Annotated in this window: 13 protein-coding genes; 8 read left to right on the forward strand and 5 right to left on the reverse strand. The window is 55.5% G+C overall.

The window, feature by feature from the left end; genetic code table 11:
- Positions 1-49 precede the first annotated feature (49 nt).
- From GOX21_RS11380 to GOX21_RS11390, 3 genes are all read right to left on the reverse strand, one after another.
- Entirely contained in the window at positions 50-289 is a 240-nt protein-coding gene (locus GOX21_RS11380) for a hypothetical protein (protein ID WP_170377310.1), read from the reverse strand.
- Positions 290-322: 33 nt separating this feature from the next.
- Positions 323-1,477, reverse strand: coding sequence for an aromatic ring-hydroxylating oxygenase subunit alpha (locus GOX21_RS11385; RefSeq protein WP_170350229.1), 1,155 nt, complete (start codon positions 1,475-1,477; stop codon positions 323-325).
- A 99-nt stretch (positions 1,478-1,576) separates the two neighbouring features.
- Positions 1,577-2,482 (reverse strand): LysR substrate-binding domain-containing protein, encoded by a 906-nt coding sequence (locus GOX21_RS11390; protein ID WP_170377312.1) that lies wholly within the window; start codon positions 2,480-2,482, stop codon positions 1,577-1,579.
- Positions 2,483-3,030: 548 nt separating this feature from the next.
- Between GOX21_RS11390 and GOX21_RS11395 the strand changes: the two genes are divergently transcribed.
- The 3 genes from GOX21_RS11395 (at position 3,031) to GOX21_RS11405 (ending at position 6,987) form a co-directional block, all read left to right on the forward strand.
- Positions 3,031-3,537 (forward strand): hypothetical protein, encoded by a 507-nt coding sequence (locus GOX21_RS11395; RefSeq protein WP_170377314.1) that lies wholly within the window; start codon positions 3,031-3,033, stop codon positions 3,535-3,537.
- Positions 3,538-3,652: 115 nt separating this feature from the next.
- Complete coding sequence (locus GOX21_RS11400; RefSeq protein WP_170377316.1) at positions 3,653-5,284, forward strand: bifunctional aspartate transaminase/aspartate 4-decarboxylase; 1,632 nt, start codon at positions 3,653-3,655, stop codon at positions 5,282-5,284.
- Between the two features lie 29 nt (positions 5,285-5,313).
- Entirely contained in the window at positions 5,314-6,987 is a 1,674-nt protein-coding gene (locus GOX21_RS11405) for an aspartate:alanine exchanger family transporter (protein ID WP_170377318.1), read from the forward strand.
- A gap of 1 nt (position 6,988) precedes the next feature.
- On the opposite strand, the gene aspT is transcribed toward GOX21_RS11405, so the two are convergent.
- Complete coding sequence (gene aspT, locus GOX21_RS11410; RefSeq protein ID WP_170377320.1) at positions 6,989-8,689, reverse strand: aspartate-alanine antiporter; 1,701 nt, start codon at positions 8,687-8,689, stop codon at positions 6,989-6,991.
- Positions 8,690-9,182: 493 nt separating this feature from the next.
- Here aspT and GOX21_RS11415 point away from each other — a divergent pair, with 493 nt between their 5' ends.
- The gene (locus GOX21_RS11415) at positions 9,183-10,334 is read left to right on the forward strand and encodes an SGNH/GDSL hydrolase family protein (RefSeq protein WP_170377322.1); all 1,152 of its coding nucleotides are present in this window, start codon (positions 9,183-9,185) and stop codon (positions 10,332-10,334) included.
- Between the two features lie 658 nt (positions 10,335-10,992).
- Here the strand turns inward: GOX21_RS11415 and GOX21_RS11420 are convergent.
- On the reverse strand, positions 10,993-12,003 hold the full coding sequence (locus GOX21_RS11420) for a LacI family DNA-binding transcriptional regulator (RefSeq protein WP_170377324.1): 1,011 nt from the start codon (positions 12,001-12,003) through the stop codon (positions 10,993-10,995).
- Positions 12,004-12,214: 211 nt separating this feature from the next.
- Between GOX21_RS11420 and GOX21_RS11425 the strand changes: the two genes are divergently transcribed.
- The 4 genes from GOX21_RS11425 to GOX21_RS11440 all read left to right on the forward strand — a co-directional run bounded on the left by GOX21_RS11425 (position 12,215) and on the right by GOX21_RS11440 (position 16,302).
- Entirely contained in the window at positions 12,215-13,483 is a 1,269-nt protein-coding gene (locus GOX21_RS11425; RefSeq protein WP_170377326.1) for an ABC transporter substrate-binding protein, read from the forward strand.
- Between the two features lie 76 nt (positions 13,484-13,559).
- Entirely contained in the window at positions 13,560-14,405 is an 846-nt protein-coding gene (locus GOX21_RS11430; RefSeq protein WP_170350238.1) for a carbohydrate ABC transporter permease, read from the forward strand.
- Complete coding sequence (locus GOX21_RS11435) at positions 14,402-15,238, forward strand: carbohydrate ABC transporter permease (RefSeq protein ID WP_117871523.1); 837 nt, start codon at positions 14,402-14,404, stop codon at positions 15,236-15,238. Before GOX21_RS11430 ends, GOX21_RS11435 begins: the two co-directional genes overlap by 4 nt.
- A 23-nt stretch (positions 15,239-15,261) precedes the next feature.
- Positions 15,262-16,302: an ABC transporter ATP-binding protein gene (locus tag GOX21_RS11440; RefSeq protein ID WP_170350239.1), complete on the forward strand. Its 1,041-nt coding sequence runs from the start codon at positions 15,262-15,264 to the stop codon at positions 16,300-16,302.
- The last annotated feature ends 1 nt before the right edge of the window (position 16,303 follow it).

Consider the following 16,303-nt stretch of genomic DNA (forward strand, 5'->3'; position numbering starts at 1 on the left):
ATAGAGTTTGGATAGCCTGGTGCGCATTCGCCCTGACGTGACACCAATCTTAAAATTCGAGACGATGTGCCCGACCATGCGCGACAAGGCGTGCATTAAGTGTCTCGGCCTCGGGCGCACCGGATTCTAGCGCGAAGACAAAGGCGTGGGTTAGGTAAAAACAAGCGGCATCAATGTCCTGTGCCGCCTCGCGCTCATCCGCAGCCATTGTGTAATAGTGGATCAGGGCAGCATGATCGTCCTGCTCATGGGCCTTTAACAGCAGGCGATCCAAATCGTCTTTTTCCATTGGACCTCCTGCCAAAAGGGGCCGGCCGAGAGGTTATTCCGCCCGTCCGTTTTCGATCTGCGTTGCGACCCAGTGATGGAAGTTATGGGTCGGCCCGTCCATTGCGGGTGAAAACCGTCCGCCATCGAACAGCACCCCGTGGCGACCCTTTTGCATACCTTCGACAACAAAGACATCTTCTTCGAAAATGGCCCGCCACTGTTGTGCGTTTGTGGTGCGAAGCCCGTCCAGATGCGGCGTGTCCTCAACGCTTTTGGCATAGTACAGCCGGATATGTTCGACGGTGTTTTCGTGGTCGACCGGCTCAAGCAAGATTGCAAAGGCATGGTCGCGCTGCACCCCCAACAGGACGTTCGGGTATAAGGCTACGTATTCCGCGCCTTCATCCCACTTGTCACTCAGGTCTTCGAAATCGGGAAAGGTGGTGCCGTCCTGATCCTTTAGCTGCCGGTAGACCAGCGTGCCCTGACCGGAGTAATGCCCGCGGACTTCGATGTTATAGTGATCTTCCAACCGGGAATAGCTGTTCAGGCCGGGATGCACCCAAGGCAGGTGATAGCTTTCGCAATAGTTCTCGACCGCCAGTTTCCAATTGGTTTTGACCTCCAGCTTGAACGAGGCCATCTCGCCGCCGTCATGCAGGGGTTGTTCGAATTCCTTCCACCGATCCAGCAGGGCACCATGGGCATCCTGAAACTCCGGTGCGTTGCCGTCTACGTTCACAAAGATCACATCGCGCCAGACATACGACCGGACGCGCACCAACCCCAGATCCTTGTGATCGACGTTTTCGTGCTTGTTCTGACCGGGGCCACCCACATGCGGGGTAGCGCGCAGCTCACCTTTCAGGCTGTAGCACCAGCTGTGATAGGGGCAGCGGATCGCGCCTTCGATCTTGCGGGGCGTATCCACAAGGATCATGCCGCGGTGGCGGCAGGTGTTTTGGAAAACACCGATCTCTCCGTCGCGATCACGGACGATCAGTAGTGGCATGCCCAGAAAGTCGACCGGTTTTGCATCGCCTACCTCGGGGACATCCAGACCAAACCCGATCCCGGACCAATTGGCAAAGAGGACCGAGCGCTTTTCTTCGGCAAAAACAACCGGGTCGATATAGTGTTCATTCGGCAGGCCATTTGCGATGGTCACATCGTTCAGAACGGATGACAGCGCGCTGTGCTTGTTCATCGGGCTCTCCTGTGGGTTGCTAGATGCGTTCTTTTCCGTATTGGCGGATGGTGTGGCCCTTTCTCAATATCAGAAAACCTCACCACTGGGTGATCTGATCTAAACTGAACCGTCCTGAACCTCTTGAATGATCCATGATTTCAAGGCACGGGCGCTGTCCGAGAGGTCTTCGTCCGGGCGGCCAACAATGTAGAATTGGTTGGGCGCAGTCAGATAGTGCGGGCCAATGGCGACCAGCTTTCCCGATTGCAGCATCGGCTGGATCAGCCGTTGCCAACCCAGCGTCAGCCCAGCCCCCTTGCGCGCCAGTTGCAGGGCAACCGAATAGCTGTTCACCCTAGAGTCAATCGGGATCGTGCCCACATATCCCAGTTGTTTGAACCATTCCGGCCAGGTGGTCCAAGTGCGGTCTTCCGAGGCCATGTGGATCAAGCGTTCGGTTGCCAGCGCGTCGAGGTCAGCACCAGCCAATCGGTCCGCGACCTCGGGGCTGGCGACGGGAATTAGGTGATCGCGGAACAGGGGTGTGTGCGTCAAGTTCGGGTCGGGGTCGCGCCCATAGCGAATAAAGAAGTCCACATCCGGTCGGTCCCGAAAAGGGCGATCCTGCGACAGCTGGTCCACGTTGACGTCCGGCATTTCGCGCCAAAATCGGATCACGGCGGGTGACAACCACAACGCCGCCACTGCCGTGGTCGATCCGACCGTGACCTTGCCGCCAGATTTGCGGTCACGGATCGTTGCCAGAACTTTCGAGATACGCCCGAATGACGACGACAGCGCCTCGTAAAGCGCGTTGCCGTCTTCGGTCAGATCGACGCCGCGATGCTTGCGCTGGAACAGCGTGGTTTCCAGGTCGCCCTCCAACGCCTTGATCTGGTGGCTGACCGCGCCCGGCGTGACCGACAGTTCCTCGGCTGCGTTCTTAAAGCTCAGATGCCGCGCGGCGGCCTCGAAGGCGGACAAGGTGGTCAGGGGCGGCAGGTTATAGTGGCGTCTGGACATGATGATTTGGTAAGTATTGCCTGATTTCAGATGAGCTCTCTTCATCCGAGTATTGGGCTTTTTATCGATGAAGGCCAGAACCACGTACGTAGCAAAATTGTGTGTCGGTCAATTTGCTGGATAGGCGCGGTGAAATGTGGCCGTAAGCGGCGGGGGGAGCTGCTCTGCCCATAGGCGAGCCCGGTTGGTCAGGCGCTCACCCCCTGGTCCCGCTCGTACCCCCTCGTTAAATTCAAACTCGTAAACTGATCAGCAGGATTAGGTATTCATAGATGCGGAAATGGGCATAACTATTACAAGATCGTGTCAGTTCTATGTATCTTTCGGTCGAAACCGCGCAATTTGCCCCAATCTTAATGTGCATGTTTTCAACATACCTGCTGGAAATTACTTCCTTTCCGCCAGTTATGTTTGTGTTAAATAGCTGGTCGTGACATTTTTATTTCGCCAACAAAGGGATGTTTTCTGCAAAAAATGGCGTTAAATCGCATTCGGATTTCCTTTAGAATTTCCATGTCCTCATTAGACTTTAATGCTGGAGGACATCTATGAATTTGGAATCCCACGAAGCCGCAACTGAGATTGCGCCGCGTGTCATCTCGATCGCAAAGCGCGAGCGCGAGATATTCCGGGCATCCAAAGCCGCCGAGGCCGCGTTTGAACAGGTCGCCTGCGCAGCCAAAGATGGCGCCGCAGTACATGGTGAGTTGCAGGACCGTGTCTTTTCCATTTTTCGCTGGTATTTCCTGTCAGCCTTTTGCACCCGTATGCTGACGGGCGCTGCGCATCGGCTTGAGCATCAGACCTTGCAGGTTTCGATGGATATTTTCAGTGCCGTCAAAATGGTGCTGACCGATAGTGAGATTGAGCGGTCGATGGCTTTGGTCAGCGTCGAGCATACGTCTCCGACGATAGTTCGGGCGAATGACATTGGTAGCCGGGGGCATACTGTGGGCTGGGTTGCTGCAGGGCTGCATGAAAAGGGGCGGGAATTCCCTGGCGAGATTCAAAATGCGCTGGCAGGTGCGCTGGCGGCGTCGGCCCGGATCAACTGACTGCTGCGCAGTTATCCCAACGTCAGCGACTGACTACACAGTTTACACACATGCGAATCCTTGCGTACGATCCGATAGAATTTTTCCGATTGTTTTAACGCAAGGGTTTGATGCCATGTCAGAAACACTGGACCTGCATAAGTTCGAAAACCTAAGTCCTTTTCAAATCAAAGATGAACTGATCAAGCTGGCGCAGAAAGAGTCACGCCAGATGGCGCTGCCTTATCTGAACGCAGGGCGTGGCAATCCAAACTGGATCGCCTCCAAAGCGCGCGAGGCGTTTTTCCTGCTGGGTCAGTTCGCCATGACCGAAGCACAGCGCCATCGCAACGAAGCGCTGGTCGGTCTGGCAGGGATGCCGCAGGGGCCGGGTTGCTATGATCGGCTCAACGCCTATTGCGCGGACTCGATCGCGAAGAACGGCCCTCCGGGCGCAGATACTCTGGCCGCTGTGGTGGATTTCGCGATTGAAAAATTCGGTTTTACCCCAGACGATTTCGTGCTGGAACTGACCGATGGCATCGTCGGTGATCATTATCCAATGCCGGACCGGTGCATGGCGCATAACGAAGCCATCGTCCATGAATACGTGATGTGGGCGATGTGCGCGGGGCACCGGCCCGATGCCAAGTTTGACATTTACGCGGTCGAAGGCGGCACTGCCGCGATGTGCTATATTTTCAAGGCGCTCAAAAACCAACGGTTGCTGAATGCGGGCGATACCATTGCGCTGGGCACGCCGATTTTCACACCCTACCTGGAAATGCCGGTGCTTGAAGATTACGGGCTGAATGTGGTGGACGTGTCCTCGGAAGAAGAGGACCATTTCCAGCTGACCGATGACGATCTTGAGCAATTGTCCGACCCAAAAGTAAAAGCGTTGTTCCTGGTCAACCCGGGCAACCCGTCCTCGGTCGCCATCAGCCCCGAGGTCATGGCCCGACTGGTCGAATTCGTCAAAACCCGGCGGCCTGACCTGATCATCTTGACTGATGACGTCTATGGCACCTTCGTTCCAAACTTTCAGTCCGTTATGGGTCATCTGCCCGAGAACACCATCGGGGTTTATTCTTACTCTAAATATTTTGGCTGCACGGGGTGGCGTCTGGGGGCCATTTTGGTGGCCGAAAACAACATCTTCGACAAGATGATTGCCGAGGCTCCGGAGGAAACCAAGACCGTCGTCAATGCGCGATACGAGACGCTGACCCCCGATCCGTCGTCGTTCAAGTTCATCGACCGGATCGTCGCCGACAGCCGCGATGTTGCACTGAACCACACGGCAGGCCTGTCCCTGCCGCAGCAGGTGATGATGACGCTGTTTTCGCTGGTCGAGTTGATGGACGAAGATAAGGGATATCAGAAGTTCTGCTGGGGTATCCTGAAACACCGTTTCGATGAACTGGTCGAGGGGATGGGTATCGACGTGCCCGACAACCCATTGTTCGACAAATATTACGGCATCATTGATTTCGAATTCTGGCTGCGAAAATATGTTGGCGAAGAGGTGGTGGTGTGGATCAAGGAAAACGTCCACCCGCTGGATATCTCGTTCAAGCTGGCGCAGGACCATGGGATCGTGCTTTTGAACGGATCGGGCTTTGATGCACCGAACTGGTCGGCACGTGTTTCTTTCGCCAATCTGGACGATAGCGCCTATCGCCAAATTGGGCGTGCCGTGCGGGCGGTGGCTGTGGGCTATGTACAGGCCTATCGGGCCTCGAAAGGATTGCCGCTACACGGCTGAGGCAGAGCCGCAGGGAAGGGGAGCTTATCATGGAGTTGATCGGGTCGATCCTGGGCCCTCATCCTGCGCTGGCCTTGTTTTGCAGCCTTGCCCTTGGCTATGCGCTAGGCAAGATCACCATCGGCTCGTTTACCGTTGGATCGGTGGCGGGCTGTCTTCTGGCCGGTGTTCTGGTCGGCCAGACCGGAGTGGTCGTTTCAGATGACCTGAAACAGGCGTTCTTTTTACTGTTTCTGTTCTCCATTGGGTACCGAACCGGGCCACAATTTTTCCGGTCTTTGAACTTTGGTGCGTTGCCGCAGATTGCCATCACAGTGTTGCTTTGTGTTGTGGCGCTGTTGGTCGCGGTGCTGTTGGCTCCGCTTATGGGGCTGTCCGTTGGAATTGCTGCGGGGCTTTTAGCGGGCGGTGTCACGGAAAGCGCGACTTTGGGTGTTGCCATTGACGCCTTTGCCAAAGCTGGCGCCGACGAGGCCGCGCAAGCCATTTTCGACGGTGAGATTGCCACCGGTTTTGCCGTGGCTTACTTCGTCGGGGTCATTGCGACCATCTTTTTCCACACGCAGCTTGCGCCCAGGCTCTATGGCAGGTCGCTGAAAGAGGCCTGCGCAGAGTACGAGGCCGGGTTGAACAGCAACGACGCTCCGATGGTGTCCGAACACCGCGATTTCGAAGCCCGCGCTTATCGTATCAACCCCGAATTCGTCGGCCACAGGATTTCCGAGCTTGAGGCCCGCGTGCCTGAACATGTCCGCGCGTTTTTCGATCGTATCCGCCGGGGCAATAAGATCCTGCCCACCACGCGCGATATGGTGCTGCAAGAGGGTGACATAGCCGCCATCGCCGGCGTGCGATCCTATCTGATCGAACACACCGCCTTATTGGGGGAAGAGGTTGAAGACCCCGAACTTCTGGACCTGCCGGTGCAAACCAACGACATCGTCGTGACCAACAGCGAGGTGGTCAACAAGACCCTGGCTGAACTGTCCGCCCGTCCCGAAGCGCGCACCATCTACCTGCGCGGCATCATGCGCAGCGGCGAGCGTTTGCCAATCTTTCGCGGCGTGACCCTGCACAAGGGTGACGTGCTGACCGTTTCGGGCACTCGCAGTCATATCGAGGATGCCGCTGCACGCCTTGGTTATCTGGACCGCGAAACCAGCAAGACCGATATGGTTTTTGTGGCCTTTTTCATCCTGATGGGCGGGTTGATCGGTATCCCTGCGTTGAAGTATGGCGCGATAGAACTGGGGCTTGGGACGTCGGTCGGCGTGCTGCTTGGCGGTCTGGTGGCGGGGTGGTTGCGCTCGGTCCACCGCACATTCGGCTTTGTGCCCGAGGCAACGCTGTGGATTTTCGATTCGCTTGGTTTGTGCGTGTTTGTGGCCTGCGTGGGCATCACCTCGGGACCGAGCTTTGTGACCGGGGTGATCGAAAGCGGGCCATCTTTGATCTTCGGGTCGGTGGCCATCGTGTTGTTGGCCCATGGGTCGGCGGTCATTGTTGGGTGCAAGGTCTTTGGCATAAACGAGGGCGTTCTGGCGGGCACCTGCTGCGGGGCAGGGACCTCTGCCCCCGGTCTGGCTGCCGTGCAGGAAGCGGCGCAGAGCCAGGTTCCAACCCTGGGCTATGGTCTTGGCTATGCCGTGGGCAACGTCTTGCTGGCCCTGTGGGGCTCGGTCATCGTTATTGTATTGATGTAGCTTACGGCACGAATGCCACAACCAACGGACCCCAGAGTGTCAGGAATATGTTCGCCACCGCATAAGTCATCGTAAACGCGGGCGTCGGGGTTGCATTCCCGGCTTTTTCCAAAAGCGTTGCAAAACCGGGATTACCCGACCGCGACCCTGTCACCACTGCACAAGCCTCGACCGGGTTTTTGATACGCAAGACGAAATAATTGATCGGGAACTGCACGATCATCGGCATCAGCGTGACCACGACGCCCAACAACAGCAAGGTGATCCCGTATTGCTGAATAGCTTCAAGCGCAGGTTTGCCCGCGTTCAGCCCGACAACCCCAACGAACACGGCCAGGCCAAAGCTTTGTAGGAAATTCGCAGCCCCACGATTGATCCCACCGATCTTGGGCCGCCGGATGCGCAGGTATCCGATGATCAGCCCGGTCACCAAGCAACCAAGCCCGGACCCAAGCGCCACTTTCGTACCGGCAATGACAAAACTGATCTCACCGATCAGATATCCAACAGCCACGCCGATCCCCAGTGCAATGAAGTTGGTGACCGAGGCTGCGGGCGGCACATAGCCCGCCATTTTAGCAACCCGGTTCAGATCATCCTTGTGACCGACAATGCTGACTTCATCGCCCGCGTGGATTTCGGTGTTGTGCAGCACTGGCACTTCATGGCCCATGCGGGTGATTTTTGAGATATGAACTCCCCGCCGCTGATCCGCCGTCAACGCCTCGCGCAATTCCGCTAGCGTCTTGCCGGTCAGTTTGCGGTTGGTGACCACGACATTGCGGCGTTCTTCCACAACGGTCAGTTCGGGCGGGTATTCTCCGATTTCACCGCTAGCTGTACCTTCGAATTGCGTCAGCGTTCCGACCAGGCCAGAAACCACGATCATGTCCCCTGCGCTGATCAAAGTATCCGGCGTCGGATCCACCGGGACGCCGTCCTGCAGCAGCTTTTCGACGACCAGATCTCCGTCATAGCTGCCCTCGATGGATTTGACCGATTGGCCTGCAATCGCGGCGTCTGCATTCACCTGATAGGCGCGGGCATCAAATCGGTTCATTGGAAGGAATTCGCCTTCCTCCAGCTTGCGACCGCCACCGCTGAGCTTCTGAGCCAGCTTGATTGCCTCTTGTCGCAGGTCGACACGCATGATGATCGGGATAACGCTGACCGCTAGGATCGGACCGATTGAGCCAAAGATATAAGTGACCGAATACCCCACCGCGATATTGGTTTTCAGCTTTTCCGCCTCATCCGCTGCCAGCCCCAGCAAGTCGATGGCATTGCCGGCGGTGCCGATGATCGCTGACTGCGTCAACCCTCCGGCGGCCAACCCGGCGGCCAGCCCTTTGTCCAACCCCGCCAATCGAGCCACGACGATGACGAAGAACAACCCCCATAGCGTCATCATGAACGCGGCCAGCAGCTTGGTCAGGGCGGTTCGGTTCAGAGCCGCAAAAAACTGCGGGCCGCCATTGTAGCCGACCATGAAAATGAACAGCGAGAAAAAGACGTTTTGAACATCCGTACTCAGGTTGATACCGCCGATCTGACCCACGAAAACGGCCACCAGCAAGGTTCCGGCGATGCCACCCAGTTCGAACTTGCCGACCCGGAACTTGCCGACGCCGTATCCCAGGCCAAGACAGAGAAAAAGCGCCATGATCGGAAAGGCGCGGAGCTGTTCAGTGATCAATTCCATCTTAAATTCTCCAGGGTTCAAGTCTGGCTTTAACGGCGCCACGAATGGTGCTTCAGAACGCTGATAATGCTTGGAAATTTAGATTATCTGTGTTGCGTCGCGCTCAGGTAAGCATCGGTTTTGTGATCTGTCAAATTGCCTGGCGAAATTAGTTTCTGTAATTGGGTCGAACGTGACGCGCGGGAACATGGTTCACAGAAATATTTGCCTACGACAACAGCTAAGACTTTAGGTCGCAATGCTTGAGGGGATAACCTCCCTGAATGCTCCGCCCAAGAAAGGCTCAGTTTGAATGGAACTTGAAATTTATCGCCAAGTTTTGGTCCCACGTCCCGTGTGCAGAAATTAAATTGTAAGAAATCGCACATGAGCTAATGTGATGTGGTCGGAAAACAGCATTCCTAGGCGGTACATTGGCTATAATTTTCAGACTAGTGTCAGCGATCACTGGAGATTTAGGGGCGTTTTTATAATGTCAGTGTTGAGAATTTTATTGATCAATTTTCTGGTTGCGGTGGGGCTCTATGGCATATGTGAAATTACCGTCTCTACATATGTGTACTTCTCAAGCGGGCAATCAATCTGGGTTGCGGAAGAGGCAGGCAAAACTGTCCAGTTTGATCCTGTAATGGGATATAAACTTACGGAAACCCCGTCGCGATACCTTAAGATTAGTTACGGTGTGCTAAGCTCTTTGGGCACGATAGAGGGAAACGCGCAGGGATTTCCTGACAGGGACGATTTTCCAACCGAAAAAAAGTCGCCGGATCAGCGCGTATTAGCTGTTCTAGGCGATTCATTCACTGCGGGAAATTATCTTTCGCACAATTGGCCTGACAGGGCCGAAGATTTGCTGAAAATGAAGGGCGAGGATGTCGCCTTATTGAACCTTTCAGGTGACGGTTGGGGGCTTGGAAACTGGGCCAGTATCATTGATGGCATTCTTCAACAGGATCCATATGAGCTCGATGGGTTGATTTTTGCGGTCTGGAAATGGGATCTCGGGCGCCGGTTCAGATATGCTGACTACCGAGATCAGAATCGCCGCGCTGCCATGCAGGTGTCAGGTTGGAGCCGGGACGACCACCCAAAAGACCTTGCAGAGGCAATGGAAACACTGGATGGTGCGGGTCCTGAGAATTCATGGATCGTTTCTTCCGAAGAGTTTGATGCAGTTCTTCGCGGAAAACAAATGTCTCACCCAGTCTGGCGCTTCGTGGTTTTCGATCGAGTCAAATCGTTGCTTACACCGGTCGTCCATCAGTTTCGCCGGGGACGGAATGACGAGGACTGGGCGGAACGGACAGCTTGTGTGGAGGAAAGCGACCCAGACAGGATTGCACTTTTCGATTCCATTAAGAGCTATGCACAGGACCGTGACCTCCCTATCCTTGTTGTCTACATCTGGAGCCGTGAGGGGTTGATCAATGGCGCCGTCAACGCCGATCTGTGTCGGAGGGAAAACGCGCGTGCATTTGCCGAACATATTGGCGCAGAGTTCGTCGATGGGGGCGCGGCCTTTACGGGCGTTCCTCGTAGCCAGCTAAAGCAGCTCTGGCTTCCCCATGACGGTCACTGGGGGCAGGGCGGCTCTGACGTTTTTGCTGCCTTTATGACTAATATCTTGGTTCGTCCGTGGCCGTAACGGGCCCCGTGCTACGCTCATAGCACGAAACCGGACACTTCCCTTTAGTGGCGTAGCATAAGGTACTTGTCATGGGGCAACAACAGCCGTGCATGCCATATCTCGATTGTTAGAGATATGCTTCCACGGTAATTTTATGCAGCAGCTGTCTTACACCGCTCAAATGCATACAGTTTTATTTGGCTCGACCCTCAAAGGTTTTCCTTTTTCGCCCAAAAAAGCACAATGAAATCAATGCGTGGTAACTCGATTGCTGCCCCCAACATTCCTTTTTTGCAGCAAAGTTCTTCCTTCCAATGGCAAAGAAGAAGCCAGCGATACGCTGGCTTGCAAGAACATTTATGATCTCAGAGTAGATCGCGTCGGCGAAATACTATGCGGTTTCTTCCGTTTATTGCCCAACTGCCCCGCCACAGGAGTGCCTTGGGCGAACCGGATTTCCGCTTCGCCGTCGGTTGGGACGTTCGCGCATCCTAGCCGTGTGTGCGCAATTTGCTGGGGTCGTAGGCGGGCAGGCGGTAATGTGGGCCGTAGTTTCTGCTAAGGGCTCTCACTGCCAATTCGGACTTGGTGCAGAGAAGGTCCGTAGCGAGCCCAAAGTGTCAAACATCGCATGGTACCGCAATGAACGCCTGCGACAGCAACTGAGATATACACTTTAGTGGTCAGGGGCTGTTCCCGATGTTCCTCGAATTGTCAGAGTCGCAGAATACTCGAAATGACGGACTGGCAGATCGGGTGTTCGCATTCGGTCCAGAAGGACCTCGGCCAACCGCTTGCCTAACTTCTTCGGGTCGATCGCCATGGTCGTGAGGCCGGGCGTCGAGACGGCCGCATCCTCGATGTCATCGAAGCCTACTACCGAAAAGTCATACCCTGGTTTCAATCCGGACTGGATCAAGCCGAAGCAAGCGCCAAGCGCCACAACGTCTCCGTTGCAAACAATACTCGTCACCTCGGGGTGTTGGTGACGGAGTGCGGCAATAGCGTCAACGCCAGCACTCTTATTCTCATCGCATGGCCAGACAATTGGCTGCACGTCATCCATCTGCTTTAAAGTGCCAAGGTAACCGGCAATGCGTTCTTCACGCACGGACGATTGCTCGGTGCCGCCAAAATAAGCGATGTGCTTGTGCCCTAAGTCTATCAAGTGCTGCGTGGCTTGTGCGAGGGCTTCGGTATTTAGAATGCCGACATGGTCGAAAGACTGCGACACCTTTCGCATGAATGTCACAGCGGGAACACCGTGAGCATTCAGAAGCTCTATAGATACTTCGCTTGTGTCGAGCGCCGGAACCCAGATCAAACCACGTCGGCCAAATCTGATGCAGGCTTCCAGAAGGCGGTCTTGACGTTGAAGATCGCCTTGCGCATCGAGGATCGACACCATGAACCCTTCGGTTTCGAGCAAGTCGACGGCGCCACTCACAACCTCTGCGTTAAACGGGTTTGCCAATTTGTTTAGGATAAAGCCGATCTCGCGATTGTCCCCTGATCGCATTGTGGCCGCCGCTTGATTTGGGACGTAGCGCAGACGCTTGGCTGCGCTCAGGACTTTCTGACGTGTCTTCTCTGAAATTCGGCCGGTGTCACGCATAACTTGGCTAACGGTTGGAACCGATACGCCCGCTTCTTTTGCAACGCTGGATAGGGTGGGTTTTTTCTTCATGGGTCACAGTTTAGATATATCGTTTGCCTAAAGTCGCAAGTGGGTATGCAATTGGCAAGCAAATTATGGCGAAAGCTTGGCGGCAACAGGCTTGACTCAAGATACAACGATATATCATATTAACTGCATTCGCCCGCAGACTGACCCAAAGGTGTCGGCGAGGGAGAGAGGTTGTCGGGTTTCGGTCAGCCTCAGACATAGGGAGGAAATCATGTCGATTCATCTGAAACTGTCGGGTGCCGTGTCCGGTGTTGCGATGCTTGTTGGCGCAGCTGCCGTGCAAGCTGAAACTCTGTTCTGGTCGACCCAGGCCCGGCCCGCCGAAGAAGCGCAGGCTATGCGGACTGAGGTTCTTGGTGGCTTCGAGGGCGGGGTTGACTACCAACCGAACGAAGATGGCCCCTGGCTCACTCGCTTGCAAGCCGAGCTGCAAGCCGACTCAGGCAGCATTGACTTGCTGGGTTCCTTGCATGGCAACTTCTCGGCGATGAAGCCTGATGACCTGATGGACCTTAGCGATCTTGGCGTCATGTCGGCCTCAGACACTTTCAATGATCTGGCTAAGCTGGGAACCGACAGTCTGCAATATATGCCGTGGATGCAAGCGAGCTATATCATGGCCGCCAATACGGAAGCGCTACAATACCTGCCTGAAGGTGCGGACATCAATGCACTGACCTATGACCAGTTGATCGCGTGGGCGGCGAACGTTGAAGAAGCGACGGGTCAGAAGAAGTTCGGCTTTCCAGCGGGACCCAAGGGTCTGAAACACCGCTTTTTCCAAGGTTATCTTTACCCGTCCTACACCAACGGTGTTGTGCGGACCTTTGCTTCGCCCGAGGCTGTGACGGCATGGGAAAAGTTCAAAGAACTTTGGAGCCATACGAACCCCGCATCAACCAACTTCTCATTCATGCAGGAGCAGCTGTTGAACGGCGATGCCTGGATTGTCTTTGACCACACCTCGCGTTTGGCGCAGGCGTTTAATGAGCGCCCCGACGACTTCGTCGCCTTCCCGGCGCCTGCTGGTCCGACCGGTCGTGGCTTCATGCCTGTTTTAGCAGGTGTTGCCATCCCACGCACCGCGCCGGATGTCGAAGGTGCCAAAGCTTTGGTGACTTATCTGATGCAGCCCGAGACACAGATCGCAACCCTTAAAGCCACTAACTTCTTCCCTGTGGTTGATGTTGAGCTACCAGACGGCCTACCTCCTTCGGTCAAAGCTGCCGGCGAAGCGGTTGCCAAGATGAGCAGCTCGGCGGATGCTAATCCCGGCCTATTACCCGCTGGTCTGGGTAGCATGGGCGGCGACTTCAACCGTGTATACGTGGATGCGTTCGAACGCATTGTTCTGGCTGGTCAACCCATTGAGCAGGTTCTGGAAGATCAAAAGAAACAGCTGGAAAAGATCATGACCGAGACCGGCGCGCCTTGCTGGGCACCAGATGCGCCTTCGGAAGGTGCCTGCCCGGTCGAATAAGACCTTCCATGACTGCCGGGCCGCGGAAGCTGTGGCCCGGCTCCCCAGCAAATTCCCAACTTAAAGGAGCGGTCCGATGGAAGCGCGGCTATTGCCTTACTTTCTGATCCTCCCGGTGACCCTGTTTCTCTGCCTGTTTTTCCTATACCCGTTTGCGTTGGTGGCGCAGCAGGCGTTTGGAACTGAGAACGGCTTCTCACTGGATAATTTTCGCGAGGTTGTGAGCTACTGGAAGTTCCCGATTTCGATGAAGAACACTTTCCTTCTGGCCGCAGCCGTGGTGCCAATTCAACTGGCGCTGTCACTTCTGATGGCCACGATGGTCACGAAGATGCAAAAGGGCCGCGATCTGGTTCTGTATATTTGGACAATTCCTTTGGGAATATCTGACCTTGCAGCCGGTATCATCTGGCTGGCGATCTTCGAGCAGTCGGGCTTTCTGAACTCGATGATGGTCGGGCTTGGTGTCACTGACCAACCTGTAAGTTTGCTGAGTTATCAAACACCCTGGGTTGTGTTCCTGGCGATTATGCTTGCCGAGATTTGGCGCGCGACCGCGATTATGCTTGTGATCCTTGTGGCGGGCATCGGTCTGATACCCAAGGAATACTACGAGGCTGCGGATGTGTTTGGCGCCTCGCGCTGGAAACAGTTCACCAGGATCACTTTGCCGCTTCTGCGCCCATCGCTGCAAACTGCCCTGGTCCTGCGTGTCATTCTGGCCTTTGAAGTCTTTGCTGTGGTCGCAGCCCTTGGGGGAACGATATTCCCGGTGCTTATGGGCGAAATCTACGCCTATCAGTTTGACTTGCAGAATGGCGGAGCAGCAGCAGCGCTGGCGATCATCGTTCTGATCATCTCGATCGTCTTCACTCTGATCATCATGCGCGCTCTGCGCGTCCCGAAAGGAGCCACGATATGACGGCAGTTGCAGACGTTGTGGCCCCTGACGCCCGCAAAGCGGGAAGGGGGCTCTATCGGGCTGGGGTTATCCTGCTGTGCGCTTGGGTGATTATTCCGCTCTACCTACTGTTCGTGAACACGATGTCTTCACCGGATACGGTGAACAGTTTTCCCAAGAGCTTCATTCCGGAGTTCAATATGGGATCTCTAGAGTTCTTTATGGGGTTCCAGGGGATGCTGAGGGCGCTTTGGAACTCGGTTGTGGTGGCTTTGATGACGATGGTGATGTCCATCGCCATAGGCGCCCCCGCGGGCTACGCGCTATCGCGGTTCGACTTCCGAGGGAAAGAACTGTTCCGACTGCTGATCCTGCTGACACGGGCCTTCCCGCTTCCGCTTTTGGCACTACCCTTGGCAGTTCTCTTCATCCGTACGGGCTTGGATGATACGGCTTTTGGTCTGGCGCTGGTTCATACAACGTTGGCGATCCCCTTCGCGGTGCTCATCACCTTTTCGCTCTTCTCGGGTATCCCGCTGGAGCTCGAAGAAGCGGCCTGGACATTGGGCTGCACACGGCTGACCGCATTCACCAAGGTGATCCTGCCTTTGGTGCTACCAGGGATCACAGCTTCGGCGATTTTCGCCTTTGTGATCTCGTGGAACGAAGTGTTCGCGGCCGCCGTTCTGACCATCGAGAACCGGACGCTTCCCGCGTTCCTGTTGCAGACCCTGGGCGAGGCCCCTTTGCACCTGAAATTTGCAGGCGGCTTTATCCTCGTGGTGCCTGCGCTGATCTTCATCTTCGCCGTGCGCAAATATCTCTTTGCGATGTGGGGCATCGCCAACCGCTGAGCGGTGGCTGAAAGGAAACTGTTATGGCTGAAATACAGATCAAGAACGTCGCCAAGAACTTTGGATCTTACCAGGCTCTTCACGACATCAACCTGACCATCGCAGACCAGGAATTTATGGTCCTTTTGGGCGCCTCGGGCTGTGGTAAATCTACGCTTTTACGCATTATCGCAGGGTTGGAAACGGCTACGACCGGTGAAATCTGGATCGGTGGCCGCCGGGTAGATCACCTGTCGCCCAAAGATCGCGGCATCTCGATGGTGTTCCAGAACTATGCGGTGTTCCCACACCTGACTGTGTTCGAGAACATTGGCTTTGGTCTTCGGATGCAAAAGCTGCCCGATGATGAAGTCAAACGCCGGGTCGAGAGAACTGCTGGGCTGATGCATATCGAACAGCTTCTAAAGCGCTATTCGGGAGAATTGTCCGGCGGCCAACGTCAACGGGTCGCTGTTGCCCGTGCGTTGGCAATGGAGCCGGACGTGATCCTGATGGATGAGCCGCTGTCGAACCTTGACGCGCTCCTACGCATGGAGATGCGTGCCGAGTTGAAAGGCGTTCTGGCCGAAAGCAAAACCACCGCCATCTATGTGACACACGATCAGGTCGAAGCTATGTCCATGGCTGACCGGATCAGCGTTATGCATCAGGGCAAAATTGTTCAGGCAGCCTCACCCATCGAAGTGTACAGGGATCCAGCGGCCGAGTTTGTGGCCAGTTTCATCGGCAACCCTCCGATGAATTTCCTCCCCGCTGAAGCTGCGGGCTCTGGTCGCTGGACAGTGGCGGGACAGAGCTTTGACGGGCCGGCAAATGGAAAAGATCTTAAATGGGCCATCCGTCCAGAAGATCTGCGCATTGCGGATCAGGGTTTTGGAGCGCGAGCCAAAGTAGTGGAGCCTCTGGGCGCACATTTGCTCGTGACTTGTGAAGTGGACGGACACCAGTTCCGCGCCGTCCTGGACAGTGAGCTCAGCGTGAAACCTGGTGACGTACTTACGCTGGCGCCGCAAGAAGGCCGGGGTCGCTGGTTTGACCCCGAAACCACTTTGGCTGTCGCGTAAA

Source organism: Ruegeria atlantica, assembly GCF_013032005.1.
In the GTDB taxonomy this organism is placed as follows: domain Bacteria; phylum Pseudomonadota; class Alphaproteobacteria; order Rhodobacterales; family Rhodobacteraceae; genus Ruegeria; species Ruegeria atlantica_A.

Excerpts from the sequence above, each read along its gene's own strand:
- GOX21_RS11380 (WP_170377310.1), bottom strand. The coding sequence starts at position 289 with ATGGAAAAAGACGATTTGGATCGCCTGCTGTTAAAGGCCCATGAGCAG.
- GOX21_RS11385 (WP_170350229.1), bottom strand. The coding sequence starts at position 1,477 with ATGAACAAGCACAGCGCGCTGTCATCCGTTCTGAACGATGTGACCATC.
- GOX21_RS11390 (WP_170377312.1), bottom strand. The coding sequence starts at position 2,482 with ATGTCCAGACGCCACTATAACCTGCCGCCCCTGACCACCTTGTCCGCC.
- GOX21_RS11395 (WP_170377314.1), top strand. The coding sequence starts at position 3,031 with ATGAATTTGGAATCCCACGAAGCCGCAACTGAGATTGCGCCGCGTGTC.
- GOX21_RS11400 (WP_170377316.1), top strand. The coding sequence starts at position 3,653 with ATGTCAGAAACACTGGACCTGCATAAGTTCGAAAACCTAAGTCCTTTT.
- GOX21_RS11405 (WP_170377318.1), top strand. The coding sequence starts at position 5,314 with ATGGAGTTGATCGGGTCGATCCTGGGCCCTCATCCTGCGCTGGCCTTG.
- aspT (WP_170377320.1), bottom strand. The coding sequence starts at position 8,689 with ATGGAATTGATCACTGAACAGCTCCGCGCCTTTCCGATCATGGCGCTT.
- GOX21_RS11420 (WP_170377324.1), bottom strand. The coding sequence starts at position 12,003 with ATGAAGAAAAAACCCACCCTATCCAGCGTTGCAAAAGAAGCGGGCGTA.
- GOX21_RS11425 (WP_170377326.1), top strand. The coding sequence starts at position 12,215 with ATGTCGATTCATCTGAAACTGTCGGGTGCCGTGTCCGGTGTTGCGATG.
- GOX21_RS11430 (WP_170350238.1), top strand. The coding sequence starts at position 13,560 with ATGGAAGCGCGGCTATTGCCTTACTTTCTGATCCTCCCGGTGACCCTG.
- GOX21_RS11435 (WP_117871523.1), top strand. The coding sequence starts at position 14,402 with ATGACGGCAGTTGCAGACGTTGTGGCCCCTGACGCCCGCAAAGCGGGA.
- GOX21_RS11440 (WP_170350239.1), top strand. The coding sequence starts at position 15,262 with ATGGCTGAAATACAGATCAAGAACGTCGCCAAGAACTTTGGATCTTAC.